Annotated in this window: 17 protein-coding genes and 1 other annotated feature; of the genes, 3 read left to right on the plus strand and 14 right to left on the minus strand. The window is 34.8% G+C overall.

The window, feature by feature from the left end; all coding sequences use genetic code 11:
• Positions 1–48 precede the first annotated feature (48 nt).
• Complete coding sequence (locus Q2T76_RS05800) at positions 49–231, plus strand: DUF3042 family protein (protein ID WP_302084587.1); 183 nt, start codon at positions 49–51, stop codon at positions 229–231.
• Positions 232–283: 52 nt separating this feature from the next.
• Here Q2T76_RS05800 and Q2T76_RS05805 read toward each other — a convergent pair whose 3' ends face one another.
• The 14 genes from Q2T76_RS05805 to Q2T76_RS05870 all read right to left on the minus strand — a co-directional run bounded on the left by Q2T76_RS05805 (position 284) and on the right by Q2T76_RS05870 (position 12,656).
• Positions 284–688, minus strand: a complete 405-nt coding sequence (locus Q2T76_RS05805; protein WP_302084588.1) for a rhodanese-like domain-containing protein — start codon at positions 686–688, stop codon at positions 284–286.
• Positions 689–690: 2 nt separating this feature from the next.
• Complete coding sequence (locus tag Q2T76_RS05810; RefSeq protein ID WP_302084686.1) at positions 691–1,665, minus strand: ROK family glucokinase; 975 nt, start codon at positions 1,663–1,665, stop codon at positions 691–693.
• On the minus strand, positions 1,658–1,876 hold the full coding sequence (locus tag Q2T76_RS05815; RefSeq protein ID WP_302084589.1) for a YqgQ family protein: 219 nt from the start codon (positions 1,874–1,876) through the stop codon (positions 1,658–1,660). Before Q2T76_RS05815 ends, Q2T76_RS05810 begins: the two co-directional genes overlap by 8 nt.
• A gap of 1 nt (position 1,877) precedes the next feature.
• Positions 1,878–2,555: a rhomboid family intramembrane serine protease gene (locus Q2T76_RS05820; RefSeq protein ID WP_302084590.1), complete on the minus strand. Its 678-nt coding sequence runs from the start codon at positions 2,553–2,555 to the stop codon at positions 1,878–1,880.
• Between the two features lie 3 nt (positions 2,556–2,558).
• Positions 2,559–3,113, minus strand: coding sequence for a 5-formyltetrahydrofolate cyclo-ligase (locus Q2T76_RS05825; protein WP_302084591.1), 555 nt, complete (start codon positions 3,111–3,113; stop codon positions 2,559–2,561).
• A gap of 56 nt (positions 3,114–3,169) precedes the next feature.
• On the minus strand, positions 3,170–3,319 hold the full coding sequence (rpmG, locus tag Q2T76_RS05830) for a 50S ribosomal protein L33 (protein ID WP_302084592.1): 150 nt from the start codon (positions 3,317–3,319) through the stop codon (positions 3,170–3,172).
• Between the two features lie 86 nt (positions 3,320–3,405).
• A complete protein-coding gene (locus Q2T76_RS05835; RefSeq protein WP_302084593.1) occupies positions 3,406–5,502 on the minus strand; it encodes a penicillin-binding protein 2 in 2,097 nt (698 codons plus the stop codon).
• A gap of 14 nt (positions 5,503–5,516) precedes the next feature.
• Positions 5,517–5,810, minus strand: coding sequence for a HesB/YadR/YfhF family protein (locus Q2T76_RS05840; RefSeq protein WP_302084594.1), 294 nt, complete (start codon positions 5,808–5,810; stop codon positions 5,517–5,519).
• 78 nt (positions 5,811–5,888) lie between these two features.
• Positions 5,889–6,365, minus strand: coding sequence for a transcription elongation factor GreA (gene greA, locus Q2T76_RS05845; RefSeq protein WP_302084595.1), 477 nt, complete (start codon positions 6,363–6,365; stop codon positions 5,889–5,891).
• A 21-nt stretch (positions 6,366–6,386) separates the two neighbouring features.
• A complete protein-coding gene (mltG, locus tag Q2T76_RS05850) occupies positions 6,387–7,475 on the minus strand; it encodes an endolytic transglycosylase MltG (protein ID WP_302084596.1) in 1,089 nt (362 codons plus the stop codon).
• 51 nt (positions 7,476–7,526) lie between these two features.
• On the minus strand, positions 7,527–9,986 hold the full coding sequence (gene pheT / locus Q2T76_RS05855) for a phenylalanine--tRNA ligase subunit beta (RefSeq protein WP_302084597.1): 2,460 nt from the start codon (positions 9,984–9,986) through the stop codon (positions 7,527–7,529).
• Positions 9,987–11,039, minus strand: coding sequence for a phenylalanine--tRNA ligase subunit alpha (gene pheS / locus Q2T76_RS05860; RefSeq protein WP_302084598.1), 1,053 nt, complete (start codon positions 11,037–11,039; stop codon positions 9,987–9,989).
• A 56-nt stretch (positions 11,040–11,095) separates the two neighbouring features.
• Positions 11,096–11,280, minus strand: a binding site (T-box leader).
• Positions 11,281–11,322: 42 nt separating this feature from the next.
• Positions 11,323–11,823 carry an HD domain-containing protein gene (locus tag Q2T76_RS05865; protein WP_302084599.1) on the minus strand — a complete coding sequence of 167 codons (501 nt, stop codon included), beginning with the start codon at positions 11,821–11,823 and terminating at the stop codon, positions 11,323–11,325.
• Positions 11,824–11,891: 68 nt separating this feature from the next.
• Positions 11,892–12,656 carry an RNA methyltransferase gene (locus Q2T76_RS05870; protein ID WP_302084600.1) on the minus strand — a complete coding sequence of 255 codons (765 nt, stop codon included), beginning with the start codon at positions 12,654–12,656 and terminating at the stop codon, positions 11,892–11,894.
• Between the two features lie 65 nt (positions 12,657–12,721).
• On the opposite strand from Q2T76_RS05870, the gene Q2T76_RS05875 reads away from it, so the two are divergent.
• Both Q2T76_RS05875 and yidC read left to right on the plus strand, forming a co-directional pair.
• Positions 12,722–13,000 carry an acylphosphatase gene (locus Q2T76_RS05875; RefSeq protein ID WP_302084601.1) on the plus strand — a complete coding sequence of 93 codons (279 nt, stop codon included), beginning with the start codon at positions 12,722–12,724 and terminating at the stop codon, positions 12,998–13,000.
• A gap of 70 nt (positions 13,001–13,070) precedes the next feature.
• Positions 13,071–14,075, plus strand: a complete 1,005-nt coding sequence (yidC, locus tag Q2T76_RS05880; RefSeq protein ID WP_302084602.1) for a membrane protein insertase YidC — start codon at positions 13,071–13,073, stop codon at positions 14,073–14,075.
• Positions 14,076–14,080: the final 5 nt, after the last annotated feature.

Below are 14,080 nucleotides of genomic sequence, written 5' to 3' on the forward strand. Positions count from 1 at the left end.
GTTTTGGAAAATGTTAAACTTTCATTATATCAATTAGGAGGTTCCATTATGAAGAAACACTCATTTGCTAAAGGAGTTTTCGTTGGCGCTGCTGCAACAGTCGGTGTTCTAGCTGGTGCACTTACAACTTTTAAGAAAACTGTCATTGAACCTGAAGAAAAAGAACTAGAACGTATTGAAGAAAATCGTCTTCGTGCTAACAGAAAATCTCTTCATTCACATCAAAGCTAATATCTAAATAGATTGTAAAAAAAGACTTGGATAAATCCAAGTCTTTTTTATTTTATAACTTCGTAGTTTTTTTGGTTTTACCCTTCCAATCTTTGAAATCTTGTTTCAACCAGTGGATATCTTGAAAACCATATTTTCTTAATTTGTTCACAGCACCAATACTGCTATTGACTGTACGACCGTATACATAGACTGGCAAATCTTTTCTTAGTTCACCGGCATACATTTTCATTTGTGAATAAGGTAAATTACGAGCACCTAAAATATGTTTGGAGTCATACTCATCTTTTTCACGAATATCTATCAATTGAGCCTTTCTCATAGTGCTCTCAAAATCTTCTGGCTCCATTGCTCCATTAAGTTGTTTAGCTTTATAGCGATAATATAACCACTTAGCTCCCCAATATAATAGGAATGCAACCAGTACAGCATCTAAAGCATAAATAAAATTCATCATAACTATTCACCCTTATCGTTTACTAATGAAGCAGCTCCAATAACACCGGCACCATTACCAAGAGTTGCTAATTTTAATTTTGTTGTTTCTCTAACCAATGGGAAAGTATATTCAATGAAGTAATTATTAACTTTGTCTAGTAGGAATTCACCAGCAGCTGATACTCCACCACCAATAACAATATATTCTGGATTTAATGTATTAGCCATATTACCAAGTGCTAATCCAAGATACATGGATACACGATCAACGACTTTGAGTGCTAGAGAATCATTTTCTTTAGCTAAGTCATAAACATCTTTAGCTGAAATATCGTCACCATCATCTAATTTAGCCTTTAATTGAGAATCTCCTGAATATTCTTCAGCCATATCTCTGGCAACTCGTACAATTCCAGTAGCTGAGGTAATTGTTTCAAGACAACCTACCTTACCACAATTACAGTTATAGCCATGAGGATCTACAGTTACGTGACCGATTTCACCAGCACCACCAGCAGTTCCAACAACTAATTTACCATTGGTTACAATTCCGCCGCCAACACCAGTTCCTAGAGTAACAAAAACTACATCATCAGCATTTTCACCGGCACCCTTCCAACGTTCACCTAAAGCGGCAACATTGGCATCATTTTCAACGAATGTTTGAATTTTTGTTCCTTCAGTAATGTCACGAACAGGATAAACTTTCTTATCTTCATCCCAGTTCAAGTTGAAAGCACCGCTGACAGATCCATCTTCACGATTAACACCGCCAGGTGTTCCCATCCCGATTCCAGAAAAATCTTCTGGTTTCATTTGATAAAGATCCAAGTGATGATTAATTGACTCAATAATATCTGGGATTATATGGCTACCTTCATCTAAAACGTTAGTTTCTTGGCTCCATTTTTGTTGAATTTCACCATCTTGATTCAAAATTGCAAATTTAATTGTTGTACCACCAAGATCAACACCAATTAATTTTTTATCATTTATCATTGTGCTTACGCTCCTGTTGTTCTTCATAGTGATGTTCTTTTTTTAAGACGAGTTGGGCCTCTATGTAGTCTTCTTTAGAAAGAATTTGTTGATCATACATTTTTTTCAGTTCAATCGACATTAACTCAATGTCCCAAATCCTTCTACCGACGTGAACATAAGTCCCGTATCGTTTTAATAATTGTTGTACATCATAAAGTGTTTTCATTTTACCGTACTATGCTTTCTATTCCGTATGTATAAAGAAACACTACCACTACTAATAATAACAAACTTGAGCCAATTCTTAACAAAAAATCATTCTTTTCTGAGATTTTTTTTGACATGGCAATCATTATTAAGAATCCACCGATGGCACCGCCAACATGACCCCAAATATCTACACCACCCAGGAACAAATCAAGGAGCAAATTAATTCCAATTAACACTGCAAATTGACGTCCCAAAGCATTCATATACATATTTGAACGGTTGGTATATGCAAGAGCTCCATAAGCTGCAAACATTCCAAACAATGCGGTACTTGCTCCAGCAGAAATTGTATTAGGATTCCCTAAACCAAAACTGGTTAAATTTCCAACAATTCCGGATACGAAATACAATACAGTGAATCTAACATGACCCAGTGCTTCTTCTAACTGTGAACCTGCATAATAAAGAATCAAGGAATTAATTAAGATATGAGTGAAACCAATATGGACAAACATCGGCGTAATTAGGCGCCACCACTCACCGAGATTAGCAATAGCATAGCTATCCTTTGCCCCAAAGAAGACTAAGGTAGCAACGTTAGTGCTTCCACCCATAATTGTCTCTAATAAAAAGACAACAATCTGAATTGTTAGTAATGCATATGTGATATAAGGTGCTCTTTTATTAATAATCATTTTTTATTCCATTTCACTTGTAATTATTTGCTTTATCGAAATATCAAAAGAATCAATATCCCATTGAGCTTTGTCATAAAGATGTTTTGAAGTTGCTAAACTGATAGTTGGACTCTTACTTTTTTCTAAAAATCGATCATAGAAACCACCGCCAAAACCTAAGCGATAGTTATCAGCCTTAGAAAATGCCAATCCTGGAACAATTATCAAATCAACATTGTCATTACGTTGAGTCGTCCCTTTAGGCTGCAAGATGTTAAAACTAGTTTCTTCCAACTCCTCAACATCAGTATATTGGTAAAAATGCATTTGCTTAATTTCTAAATCAATTTTAGGAAGAAAAACTTTCTTTCCCTTTTGAACAATTTCATCAATTATAGGTTGGGTGTTGATTTCAAAGCCAACACTCCAAGTAACAGCGATTGAACTTGCCTTTTTAAATGATTCATTACTAAACAAGTTGTGATATATATTATCACATTCTTCTTGAAATTTTTCTGTTTTTGAAAATTCATCTAATTGTTGAATTTGTTTTTTTCGAAATGTTTTTTTATCCATTTTTCACCATTAGCCTAAAAAAAAACAACAGGAATCTATCCCGCTGTTTAATTTAATTATTTTGTTTCGCGATGTAAAGTAGCTTTTCTCTCACGAGGACAATATTTTTTCAATTCAAGTCTATCTGGATTGTTTCTTTTGCTTTTGTTTGATAGGTATGTACGTTCATGACATTCTGTACATTCCATTGTAATATGTACGCGCATTTTATATCTTTCCTTTCATGACTTTCTAAAATCAACTATTCAAATATATCATGTTTTAACTAGATTTACCAGTCGAAATTACGTTTTTACTTCATCTCATTTTCTTTGAAATACTCTTCAAAAATTTGTTTAGCAGCAATTGTATTAAAGTGTCCCTTATCATTAGTTAAGTTAGGGAAAACAACATTAATAACTATCTCTGGATCATCTGAAGGTGCATAACCAACAAAACTAGAAGTTAAAGTTGATGGTGGATTAGTATTATCAGGATTCTTAGGATCATAGAAGAATGATTCCGCAGTACCTGTTTTACCTGAGACCGATGGGTTTAAGCCCTTAAGAGAACTAGCAGTTGTCCAAGCTCCACTACCGTGGGTTACTTGATACATTCCTTGTTTAACAACACCTATTTCATCAGTTGTTGATCCAACTTTATTAAGTACCTTAGGTGTAGCTGAATAAATAGTTTTTTGTTTTCCATCTACGTTTGAAGAAATAGACTTAACAATATGAGGTTGAACACGATAACCACCATTAGCAATAGTTGCCATATATTGAACAACTTGAATTGGTGTATAAGCGTCGTAGTTACCGTAAGCCAAGTCAAGTGCACTACCAACTTTTACAGCTCCATCGTCATTCAATGTAGGACCTTCAATTCCAGATGCTTCACCCGGCAAATCAATTCCGGTTTTCACACCTAATCCAAACTGGTTAAAGTATCCTCTCATCTTAGTAAAGATGTCTGGATTCATCGAAATATATTTATTAGGAACATATTTAGCGTGGCCTTCTAACATTGCCAATTTCATCATGTAGTTATTTGATGAAACTTCCAACGCTTGGGCAGCATTCATTCCCGAAAAAGTTCCAATTGGATAGATAGATTTCTTAACTGGTGTTGCTGGTAGATATACCGGTTCATCAGGTAAGTAGTTATTTGATGGTGTAATAACTCCATCCATCAAAGCGCCAAGAACCGTTGCCGACTTAACTGCTGATCCAACAACAAATGTTCTATTTATAACACCTAACGCATCACTATTGGTTTCACCAGTTTGTGTATTACGGTTAATTCCGGCCATTGCTAGAATTTCACCGGTCTTAGGATTCATTGCTACTACATATGCCCCGTCAGAATATTGTGTATACCCTGATGCTTGAGCAGATGCATAAGTATTCTTGAGAATCTTTTCCACTGCTTGTTGGAATTTAGAATCAATTGTTAAATTGATGTTGTCACCAGCTGATCCTTTATAGACTTCCTTAGAATCGGTGACACTGTTTTTCGAATTAACTTCAACTTGAGTTTCTCTCTTTGAACCAGAAAGAATTGACTCGTAACTCTTCTCTAAATAACTAGTTCCAACACGATCATTACGAGAATATCCCTTAGCGAGCAACTCAGTAATTTGATCTTGAGGAAGTCCTTGTTTCTCAGTTGAAACATTACCAACAATGTCTTTAATATCTTCACCTTCTGGATAACTTCTATTCCAGTCAGTTCCTAGACCTACACCAGGCAGTTGTGATAAATGTTCACTAACTTTGGCAATCTCATTTGTTGAAAGCCCTGAATTTTTGATAAGTGTAGTTGAAAGTTGATATGAACTACTCATCTTACTAAAAATCATGGCAGAGTTTTTTTGCTGTGGAGTTAATTCAATTCCTTTTTTCTGAACAGCTTTTACCATATTGTCATAAACAACACTATTTTCAAGTTGTTCTTTGCCGCTCATTTTTTGATTGCGAGGAAGTTTTTTGTAGATTTTTTGATAGTTTTTAGTATTTGTTAAGTAATAATCTGCCTCTTGTCTCGGTGTTAAATCAGCTGTATCAACGGTAATCATCTTACTCAAATCATTAGCCACATTGTACATTTGCTTAGGATTAACATCTGAACTCTTTGTATATGTAACCGCATTTTCGGCTTTGTTAGAGACAATCACTCGCCCCTTAGAGTCATAAATAAGTCCACGAGGAACTGGGGCTTTAACCACCGATTGATCAGTACGATCAACTTCAGCTTGGAATTTTCCACCATAAACAATCTGTAAATATGCTAATTGAGCAATCAATACAGCAAACAATACAAAGATAATAAAAAACAAAAGATTCAATCTAAAAGATAAGATTGAACTTGTTTTTTTATGTGTGTTTTTTCGGCGTCTAAAAATCTTCAAAACAAAATTCCTCGTTATTCCTCAATAAATGTATACTTCGGACCATCTAACTCTGGGTCATAATCAATATTTAGATTATACCCTGAAAAGAACCAAATATCGCCATGTTCAACAAAAAAAGTGATATTTCTTAAAGTTAATTCGTATTCAGGCTCATCCGGCTTTTTAACTTCCATTCCGATTGAAAAACCTTCGTGAACATTAGTTTTTCCATAAACCTTACCGAAGAAATGGATGCCATCACCTTCGTTTAATCCAACTTCATTTACAAACCAATCAAGTGCTTTATCAGAAATATTAATTTTCATTATATTTTTCCACCCTCTCTTAAATTATAATAAATGATTTTGCCTTAAAATACACAAAAAAGTACTCAAGCGAGTACTTTATGCAACTTCCACGGATTGAATAGTTACTTTGAACGATCCACCGGGAGTTTGAATTTCAACTTCATCACCAACTTTTTTGCCTAATAATGCCTTGGCAATTGGTGAATCGTTACTGATTTTACCTGATAATGGATCTGATTCAGCTGAGCCAACAATTACATATTCTTCAGGATCTTCACCTTTTTCAGCAATAGTAACTTTCTTACCAACCGAGACTTCATCAGAATCAATGTTTGAAGCATCAATCACTTCAGCATATTGTAGTTGCTCAGTAATTTCGGCAATTTTTGATTCAAGGGTGCTCTGTTCATCTTTAGCAGATGAATATTCTGAGTTCTCAGATAAGTCACCGAATCCTCTTGCAATTTTAATACGGTTAATTACTTCAGGTCTTTTTACAAGCTTCAAATCTTCAAGCTCTTTTTCTAGTTGTAACTTACCTTCAGCAGTCATTTGAAAACTTTTATGTGCCATAGTAAATAATCTCTCCTTTTATTATTGGCCTAGAGATGCATTAGTTTTTAAGTGTTGTGAATAAGTTTTTGAATAGTAAACTTTACCAGTTTTTAAATTAGCCACAAAATACAGATAGTCTTTATCTCGTTGAGTTGGATGTAAGACGGCTTTCAATGATGAAACACTAGGATTATTGAAAGGTCCTGGTCCATATCCAGCATTCACATATAAATTATATGGTGAATCAACTGATGTATCCTTATTAGTTAAACTCTTTTTGTGAGTATTCAAAGCATACATTACCGAAATATCCGATTGAAGTGGCATTTTCGCATCAATACGATTGAAGAAGACACCGGAAATCTTTTGACGATCTTTTTGAGTCACACCTTCACGCTCAATTAAAGAAGATAGCGTTAAGGCTTGTTGAACGGTTAAACCATTCTTCTTAATTTCTTCATAGTAAGGTGTTAATTCTTGGTTAGATTTAGCAACCATTGAATTAACTAGACTCTTAAGTGTCATCTTTTTAGTTACGTCATAAGTCGCTGGGAAAAGATATCCTTCTAAGTTATATCTAACATCTTTACTTGCTACTGATGAGCTCAATAATTGTGGATATTTAGCTGCAAGTTCTTTGATATAGTTCTTATCTTTCATTAACTCAAGGAACTTAGCTTTCGAAAACTTGGTATTTTTTTCAATACTATCACCAATCTGGTCAATGGTAACACCTTCTTTAACAACTACACGCTTACCGGTAATTGATTCAGAGCTACCACCTTTTTGAAGCATTGAAATTATCTGATCTAATGTCATTGAAGCTTTGAAACTGTAATATCCAGCTTTAAAACCTGAGTAATTATGTGCTTTGACATAATAATTAAAAACAGTTGCACTCTTAATGACTTTATTCTTTTGAAGTTGAGCCCCGATCTCACTATTGGAAGAACCCATCGGAACTTTTACAACAATATTAGTTTTGGCATCTTTATTTAAGGGTTGTAAGGATGAATTAACGTAGTTATATCCGAGAAAACCGATGATGATTAACAAGGCAACTACGGCAATAATTACACCACGAACAATTTTATTAGCTTCTTTTTTAGGTCTCTTTTGATCTGTCAAGATAATCCTCCGGGATTAATGGATAGTCGTACTAATTAGAATAGTTAATCATTATCTAATTTCAACGTCAATCTTTTCTTGTAAATTTTTAATAATCTTATCAAAATCACTATTGATCTGATCATCAGTTAAAGTATCTTCTTTATTTTGGAAAGTTAGATGATAAGCCATTGACTTGAATCCTAATTCAATGGTCTTACTTTGATAAACATCAAATAATTTAATATCAGTTAAATATTTGCCTGACTTCTCTTTAATTATGTCGATGATATCTTGACTAGAAGTTTCTGTTCTTACTAGCATGGCAATATCACGGCTGATAGTTGGATACTTCGAAATTGGTTCGTAGACATTCTCTTTACCAGCAAGTGCATAGATTTCATCTAAATCTATTTGGAAAACAAATGTGTCATTCAAACTGTTTTGTTGTTGATAGTATGGATGAATCTTTCCAATCATCCCAACAGTTTTGCTTCCAACCAATATTTTAGCACTTTGGCCTGGATGTACATTCTCAAATTCATCAGTGGCTTCAAGTGTATATTCAACATCTTTATTTAATCGTTGCAATACATTTTCTAGTGCCGCTTTGATATCAAAGAAATCAACATCCCTCTCTTCGTGATGCCAGTCTTTATCACCAACTTGCCCCGTTAAAACAGCGGCAAGATAATTCTTTTCTTCTGGTCGTTTACTGTCATTACTCAAGAAAACTCGACCTTGTTCAAATAATGCCAAGTCCTTTTGCTTACGAGCAAGATTATACTTAACTGTTGTTAACAAACCACCAATAATATTGGTTCTGAGCATTTCGTGGTCGTTAGTCATTGGCCAGGCAACCTTTGTGATTTTGCCAGCAGTCATTTGGAAATCATTAACTGAATCTTGGTCAACCATTGAATATGAAATTACTTCATCGAATCCATTAGCAAGCATTTCTTCATTGGCTTTATTACCAAATCTCTCTTTTTCATCACGAGTACCAATTGTTTGACGGCCAACCGGTAAAGTTCCTTCTAAATTATCATAACCATAAAGACGAATTACTTCTTCAATCAAATCCGCTGGAATTGAAATATCCCATCTTCTTGGTGGAACTTCAACAGAAATAACATCTTTTTTCTTATTGTCCTTATCTTGTAAATGTTCAAGTATTTCAAGGACATCATGTTTCACACTGGTTTTAAATTGGAGACGTTCAAAAATTTCGAGAACATCATCAATTGAAATGTCCAATCCCAAAGCACGATTTATTTTGTCAGTTGTAATATCTATAACGATATCATTCACTGGTAATTCAGTTCCCACAACTTGACCACTTAGCGCTTGTCCATCTGCAAGTTCAGTCACTAATTCAGCAACACGATCCAATGCGTTTGCAGTAGCTGAGTTATCAATTCCTTTTTCGAAACGAATTGAAGCTTCTGAACGGAGGTTTAAATGTTGAGCGGTTTTTCTAATTCTAGTTTCGTCAAAGACAGCTGATTCAATGACAATATTTTTTGTATTCTCATCTACTTCACTACTTTGACCACCCATGACACCAGCAATTCCAATTGCTTTTTCTTCATCAGCAATCACAACATCATTTTCATTTAGTTGATATTCTTGTTGGTCAAGAGCCACAATCTTTTCATCGGCATAAGCATTACGGACATGAATATTTTTTCCAGCAATTTTGTCCATGTCAAAGGCATGAATTGGTTGTCCATATTCTAGTAATACGTAGTTTGTAATATCGACAATATTATTAATCGGACGAATTCCTGCATTCCACAAACGAATTTGCACCCACATTGGACTCTTGCCAACGTGAACATTCTTAATTACGCGTAAACGATACTGACGTGTCAAAGTATTTTCATCAACAGTAACTTTGATTGATTCACTACTCAACTCATCAGTTTCAGAAACTTTAGGTGTAGGAATAGTTATCTTCTGGTCATAAATAGCACCCATTTCATAAGCAGTTCCATTCATGCCCAACGTATCAGCTCGATTAGGTGTAATATCAAAATCTAAGATGGCATCATCCATACCAAGATATTCATAGACTTCTTTACCAGGAATAACTTCTTCTTCAAACACATAAATTCCATCTTTGTAATCCGCAGGAACAACACTGTCAGAAAAACCAATTTCTTGAAGTGAACAGATCATTCCCATAGATTCGACACCACGAAGCTTACCTTTTTTAATTTTTTCATTATTAGCAATTCGTGAATTTGGTAGAGCAACAATAACATCTTGTCCTACGGCAACATTGGGTGCACCACAGACGATTTGATAATCTTCATTCTCGCCTACATCGACTTTGCAAACTTTTAAATGGTCAGAGTCAGGATGGTTGGTAATTTCATTGATATGTCCAACGACAATCTTCTTTAGTCCATCACTGGCAACTTCCACATCGGCAACTTCAATCCCAGTTAAAGAAACACGATTGGCAATTTCTAGCGGTGAATCGTTAAGTGTTAAATAGTCTTTTAACCAATTAAGTGATATTTTCATTTATGCTTCTTCTCCTTTAAATTGTTCGATGAATCTAACATCATTCAAATAGAAGTTTCGAATGTCTTCAACACCGTATTTGAGCATTGCCAAACGATCTGGTCCAATACCAAAAGCGAATCCAGAATAAACTTCAGGATTAACACCAGAGTTCTTTAAGACATTAGGATGAACTAGTCCAGCACCCAATACTTCAATCCAGCCAGTTCCCTTACAAATCTTGCAGCCGGTACCACCACAAGCAAAACAAGTAATGTCTACTTCAACGGAAGGCTCGGTGAATGGGAAATAACTAGGACGGAATCTGATTTTTCTTTCCGCACCAAAAACATGGCGAACCAAAATTTCTAGTGTTCCCTTTAAATCGGACATAGTAATATTTTTGTCGACGACCAATCCTTCAATTTGATGGAATTGATGTGAATGAGTCGCATCATCGGTATCACGGCGATAAACTTTCCCCGGACTAATCATCTTCAATGGTCCTTTAGAAAAATCATGTTCTTCCATTGTACGAGCTTGTTGAGGTGAAGTATGAGTTCTTAATAATAATTCGTCATCAATATAAAAAGTATCTTGCATATCACGAGCAGGATGATCCTTAGGAATGTTCATCTTCTCAAAATTATACTTATCTTCTTCAACTTCTGAACCGTTAATTACTTGATAACCCAAACCAATAAACAATTCTTCAATATCAGCAATTATCTGATGTAAGACGTGCATGGTTCCAGTTTTTTTAGTCTTGTGACTAGGCAAAGTAACATCAATTGTTTCGGACTTAAGCTTAGCTTCAATCATCATTTTTTCAAATTCAGCCTGTTGCTCAGCAATAGCATTGGCTATTTCTTCTTTGATTTGGTTAGCAAAAGAACCCACCTTAGGACGTTCTTCAGCAGGTAAATCTTTCATTTGCCGTAAGGCATCGGTAATTGGGCTCTTCTTTCCCAATAAGCGCACTCGAATATCATTTAGTTCTGACGGTTCATCAGACTCAGCAATATTCTTTAACCCTTCTTCTTTTAATTTTTCTAGATCATCTTTTAATGACATGTGACCCTCCAATTAATAATTAAGTAAATTTTGACAACAAAAAAATCCTCACCCAAAATCGGGACGAGGATTCGCGGTACCACCCAAATTCGCACAGTAATCTGTACGCACTTATCAGTCACTACGGTGACAATCGTATAGCTCCAAAGCGAATTCGTCTAACATCAACTAGGACTTCTCAGCAACCGTCCTTCTCTGCAATTGAATTAATAGACTACTACTTCTTTTTCATTGCCTAATATGACTATTAAGATACTCTAAAATGAGTATTTGGTCAATTCTCTTAGTTAAATTTCAGTTTCAATTTCATGTTTTGATACTTTTGTTTAAAGTAAGGCGATGCTGCCTCGACAATTGCACATTGATCATCAACAAAAGAAACAATCGCGCTTTCGACATATCTTGGTGGAGCAATTGTTGCTCCCCACATATGCTTAACAATTATATCTTCTTCTTTTTTAGAAAGCTTAGTAATCTCTCGAGCATTCTTTAATGCAATTCGAGGATGCACATAGGCATGAGAACCATCAGAAAATTTCGTAGTTCGCCAATCATAATAAAACATATCGTGTAGCAACCCAGCTCTGGCCATTGCTCGATAATCTAAATGTAATTTTTTACCAATTTTATAACTCTTATACGAAACCATAATCGAATGTTCTAATCGATTAGAGTTAATATGTTGCGTGATGTTCTCAAGTTTTGAAACTTCTGGTTTAATTAATAAATCAGCGACCAACGCAATATATTGTTGATCTTTATGCCAATCATTATGTTTATTCATTTAATAGCTTCCTCATTATAAAGACGACTTCTCTTGAATTCTAACAGGTTTATTTCGATTTGCAATAATTATGAATTCAAAGTTACTTGATACATCAAAACTGCAGCTGCAATTGCTACATTTAATGACTCTGCTTGCCCTAATATCGGGATGTACACTTGTTCAGTTGCTAAGTTTAAGATTTCTTTATTTAATCCATTAGCTTCATTACCCATGATAATTAGGACATCTTCTGGAGATGTTAAATCAGTAATTGGTTTCGCACTCTTATTCACTTCACTCGCCCAAACTGGAACTGAATGGTCTAAGAATTCTTCTATTAGGTAGTGACTATCCCCTGTTTGAATTTTGATATGAAACTGACTCCCTTGCATAGAACGCTGAACTTTCCCTTGATAGATATCAGCCGTATTGTCACCAATTAAAATACCACTAAACCCTGCTGCATCAGCAGTTCTAATAATTGTGCCGACATTTCCTGGGTCTTGAACATTATCTAATAACAACCAACGTCCTTTAAAGTCAATTTCTGAATTAGACTCATCAATTTTCGCAATGGCAAAAATTCCTTGAGGAGTTTTCGTGTCAGAAATTTCTTCGGCAATTTCTTCAGTTATTTCATAAGTCTGGTCAAAATATTTCTTTACAATTCGATGATCACGATACTTATCGGTAGCGAAAACATTGACGATTTCAACGTTATATTTCAATGCTTCATCAATCAAGTGAAGTCCTTCAATTAAGTATTCTTGATTCTTTTTTCGATATTTCTTAGTTTGTAACTTTTTTGTTTCTTTTATAATATCGTTTTTCTTGGACGTTATTTGTTGCATCTTAGGCCTCAATATCTTATTTTAAATTTATACAAACAGCATACAACACTTGGGAGGTTAAATATATGACTAAAAACGTTTCTTTAATTGCTTCCGGATTAGTTCAAGGTGTGGGATTTCGTTTCTCAACCAAAATGGTTGCTGATGATATGGATGTCGTCGGTACAGTAAAAAATAATATCGATGGAACTGTTTCAATCGAAGCCCAAGGTCCTGATGATGTTATTGATGAGTTCATCAAAAAAATCAAACAAGGTCCTTCTGCCTTCGCTAAGGTTAAACATTTAGAAATTACTGAAAATGAAGAATTAAAAAACTTCACTAATTTTTCGGTGATTGGTTGAAGTGACCGCCAGTTTAACGTATATTATTCCTTGTTAATGTTTTATTTATGCATTGAGAGGAAAAAACGTTTTGAATAAGAAAAATTATAAAAGAATTTTGGCATTAATTGCCATGTTATTACTGGTTGCCGTGGCAGTATCTGCTTGTGCACAAACCGGTGCAAATTCGAATGGTGTAATAAAACCACCTTCCGGTGGCCCATATGCATTTGTTTTCCAATATATTGGTCGCCCTATTCAACGATTAATTGAATGGACGGCTCAAACTATCGGTGGAAACAATGGTTTCGCGTTGGGAATTATTATTATTTCTTTTGTTGTACGTTTGATTTTGTTACCTTTGAGTTTGAATCAATCATACAAAGCAACAACTCAACAAGAGAAAATGAAAGCTATTCAGCCTCAACTTAAGCTAATCCAAGACAAGCAAAATGAAGTGACTGACCCAGCTGTTAAGCAACAAATTAGTCAATTAATGATGCAAGTTTACAAAGAAAATAACATGAGTCTAGTCGGTGGAATTGGTTGTTTACCATTACTTATCCAGATGCCATTTATGATGGGAATTTACCAAGCAGTACAATATTCACAAGAAATCGGTAGTGCTACTTTCTTCAGCATTCCATTAGGTAAATCAAGTATTATAATTGCTATCATAGCTACTTTGTTCTATGTTGCTCAAAGTTACTTGGCTGCTCAAATGATTCCTGTTGAACAAAGAAAACAACAGCAAACAATGTTGTTTATGAACCCGGTAATCACCTTCTTCATTTCGATGGTTTCATCAGCAGCCTTGGGATTATATTTCTTGGTTGGTGGTATCATCATTTTGATTCAACAACTAATTGTTAACTACATTGTTACACCAAAAGTTAGAAAAACAATTGATAAAAACTTGGCCGAGAATCCGGTTAAAGAAGTTGTTACCGAAGAATCTATCAATGCAATTATTAGTGGTTCACGTACTACCACTACAACAACTGCTGATGGTGCGGTTAAGACAACTGGCGGATCAAAAGCTAGTCAACATGCTCGTAATAAAAATAGAAATGTTCAACAAAATAAAAAAGATTAGTCAAT

The sequence above is a fragment of the Lactobacillus sp. YT155 genome (genome assembly GCF_030504545.1).
Lineage (GTDB): Bacteria > Bacillota > Bacilli > Lactobacillales > Lactobacillaceae > BQUT01.

Bases quoted from the DNA above. Each gene is read 5' to 3' on its own strand.
- Q2T76_RS05800 (WP_302084587.1), top strand. From the start codon at position 49: ATGAAGAAACACTCATTTGCTAAAGGAGTTTTCGTTGGCGCTGCTGCA.
- Q2T76_RS05805 (WP_302084588.1), bottom strand. From the start codon at position 688: ATGATGAATTTTATTTATGCTTTAGATGCTGTACTGGTTGCATTCCTA.
- Q2T76_RS05815 (WP_302084589.1), bottom strand. From the start codon at position 1,876: ATGAAAACACTTTATGATGTACAACAATTATTAAAACGATACGGGACT.
- Q2T76_RS05820 (WP_302084590.1), bottom strand. From the start codon at position 2,555: ATGATTATTAATAAAAGAGCACCTTATATCACATATGCATTACTAACA.
- Q2T76_RS05825 (WP_302084591.1), bottom strand. From the start codon at position 3,113: ATGGATAAAAAAACATTTCGAAAAAAACAAATTCAACAATTAGATGAA.
- rpmG (WP_302084592.1), bottom strand. From the start codon at position 3,319: ATGCGCGTACATATTACAATGGAATGTACAGAATGTCATGAACGTACA.
- Q2T76_RS05840 (WP_302084594.1), bottom strand. From the start codon at position 5,810: ATGAAAATTAATATTTCTGATAAAGCACTTGATTGGTTTGTAAATGAA.
- greA (WP_302084595.1), bottom strand. From the start codon at position 6,365: ATGGCACATAAAAGTTTTCAAATGACTGCTGAAGGTAAGTTACAACTA.
- pheT (WP_302084597.1), bottom strand. From the start codon at position 9,986: ATGAAAATATCACTTAATTGGTTAAAAGACTATTTAACACTTAACGAT.
- pheS (WP_302084598.1), bottom strand. From the start codon at position 11,039: ATGTCATTAAAAGATGATCTAGAAAAATTAAAAGAAGAAGGGTTAAAG.
- Q2T76_RS05865 (WP_302084599.1), bottom strand. From the start codon at position 11,823: ATGAATAAACATAATGATTGGCATAAAGATCAACAATATATTGCGTTG.
- Q2T76_RS05870 (WP_302084600.1), bottom strand. From the start codon at position 12,656: ATGCAACAAATAACGTCCAAGAAAAACGATATTATAAAAGAAACAAAA.
- Q2T76_RS05875 (WP_302084601.1), top strand. From the start codon at position 12,722: ATGACTAAAAACGTTTCTTTAATTGCTTCCGGATTAGTTCAAGGTGTG.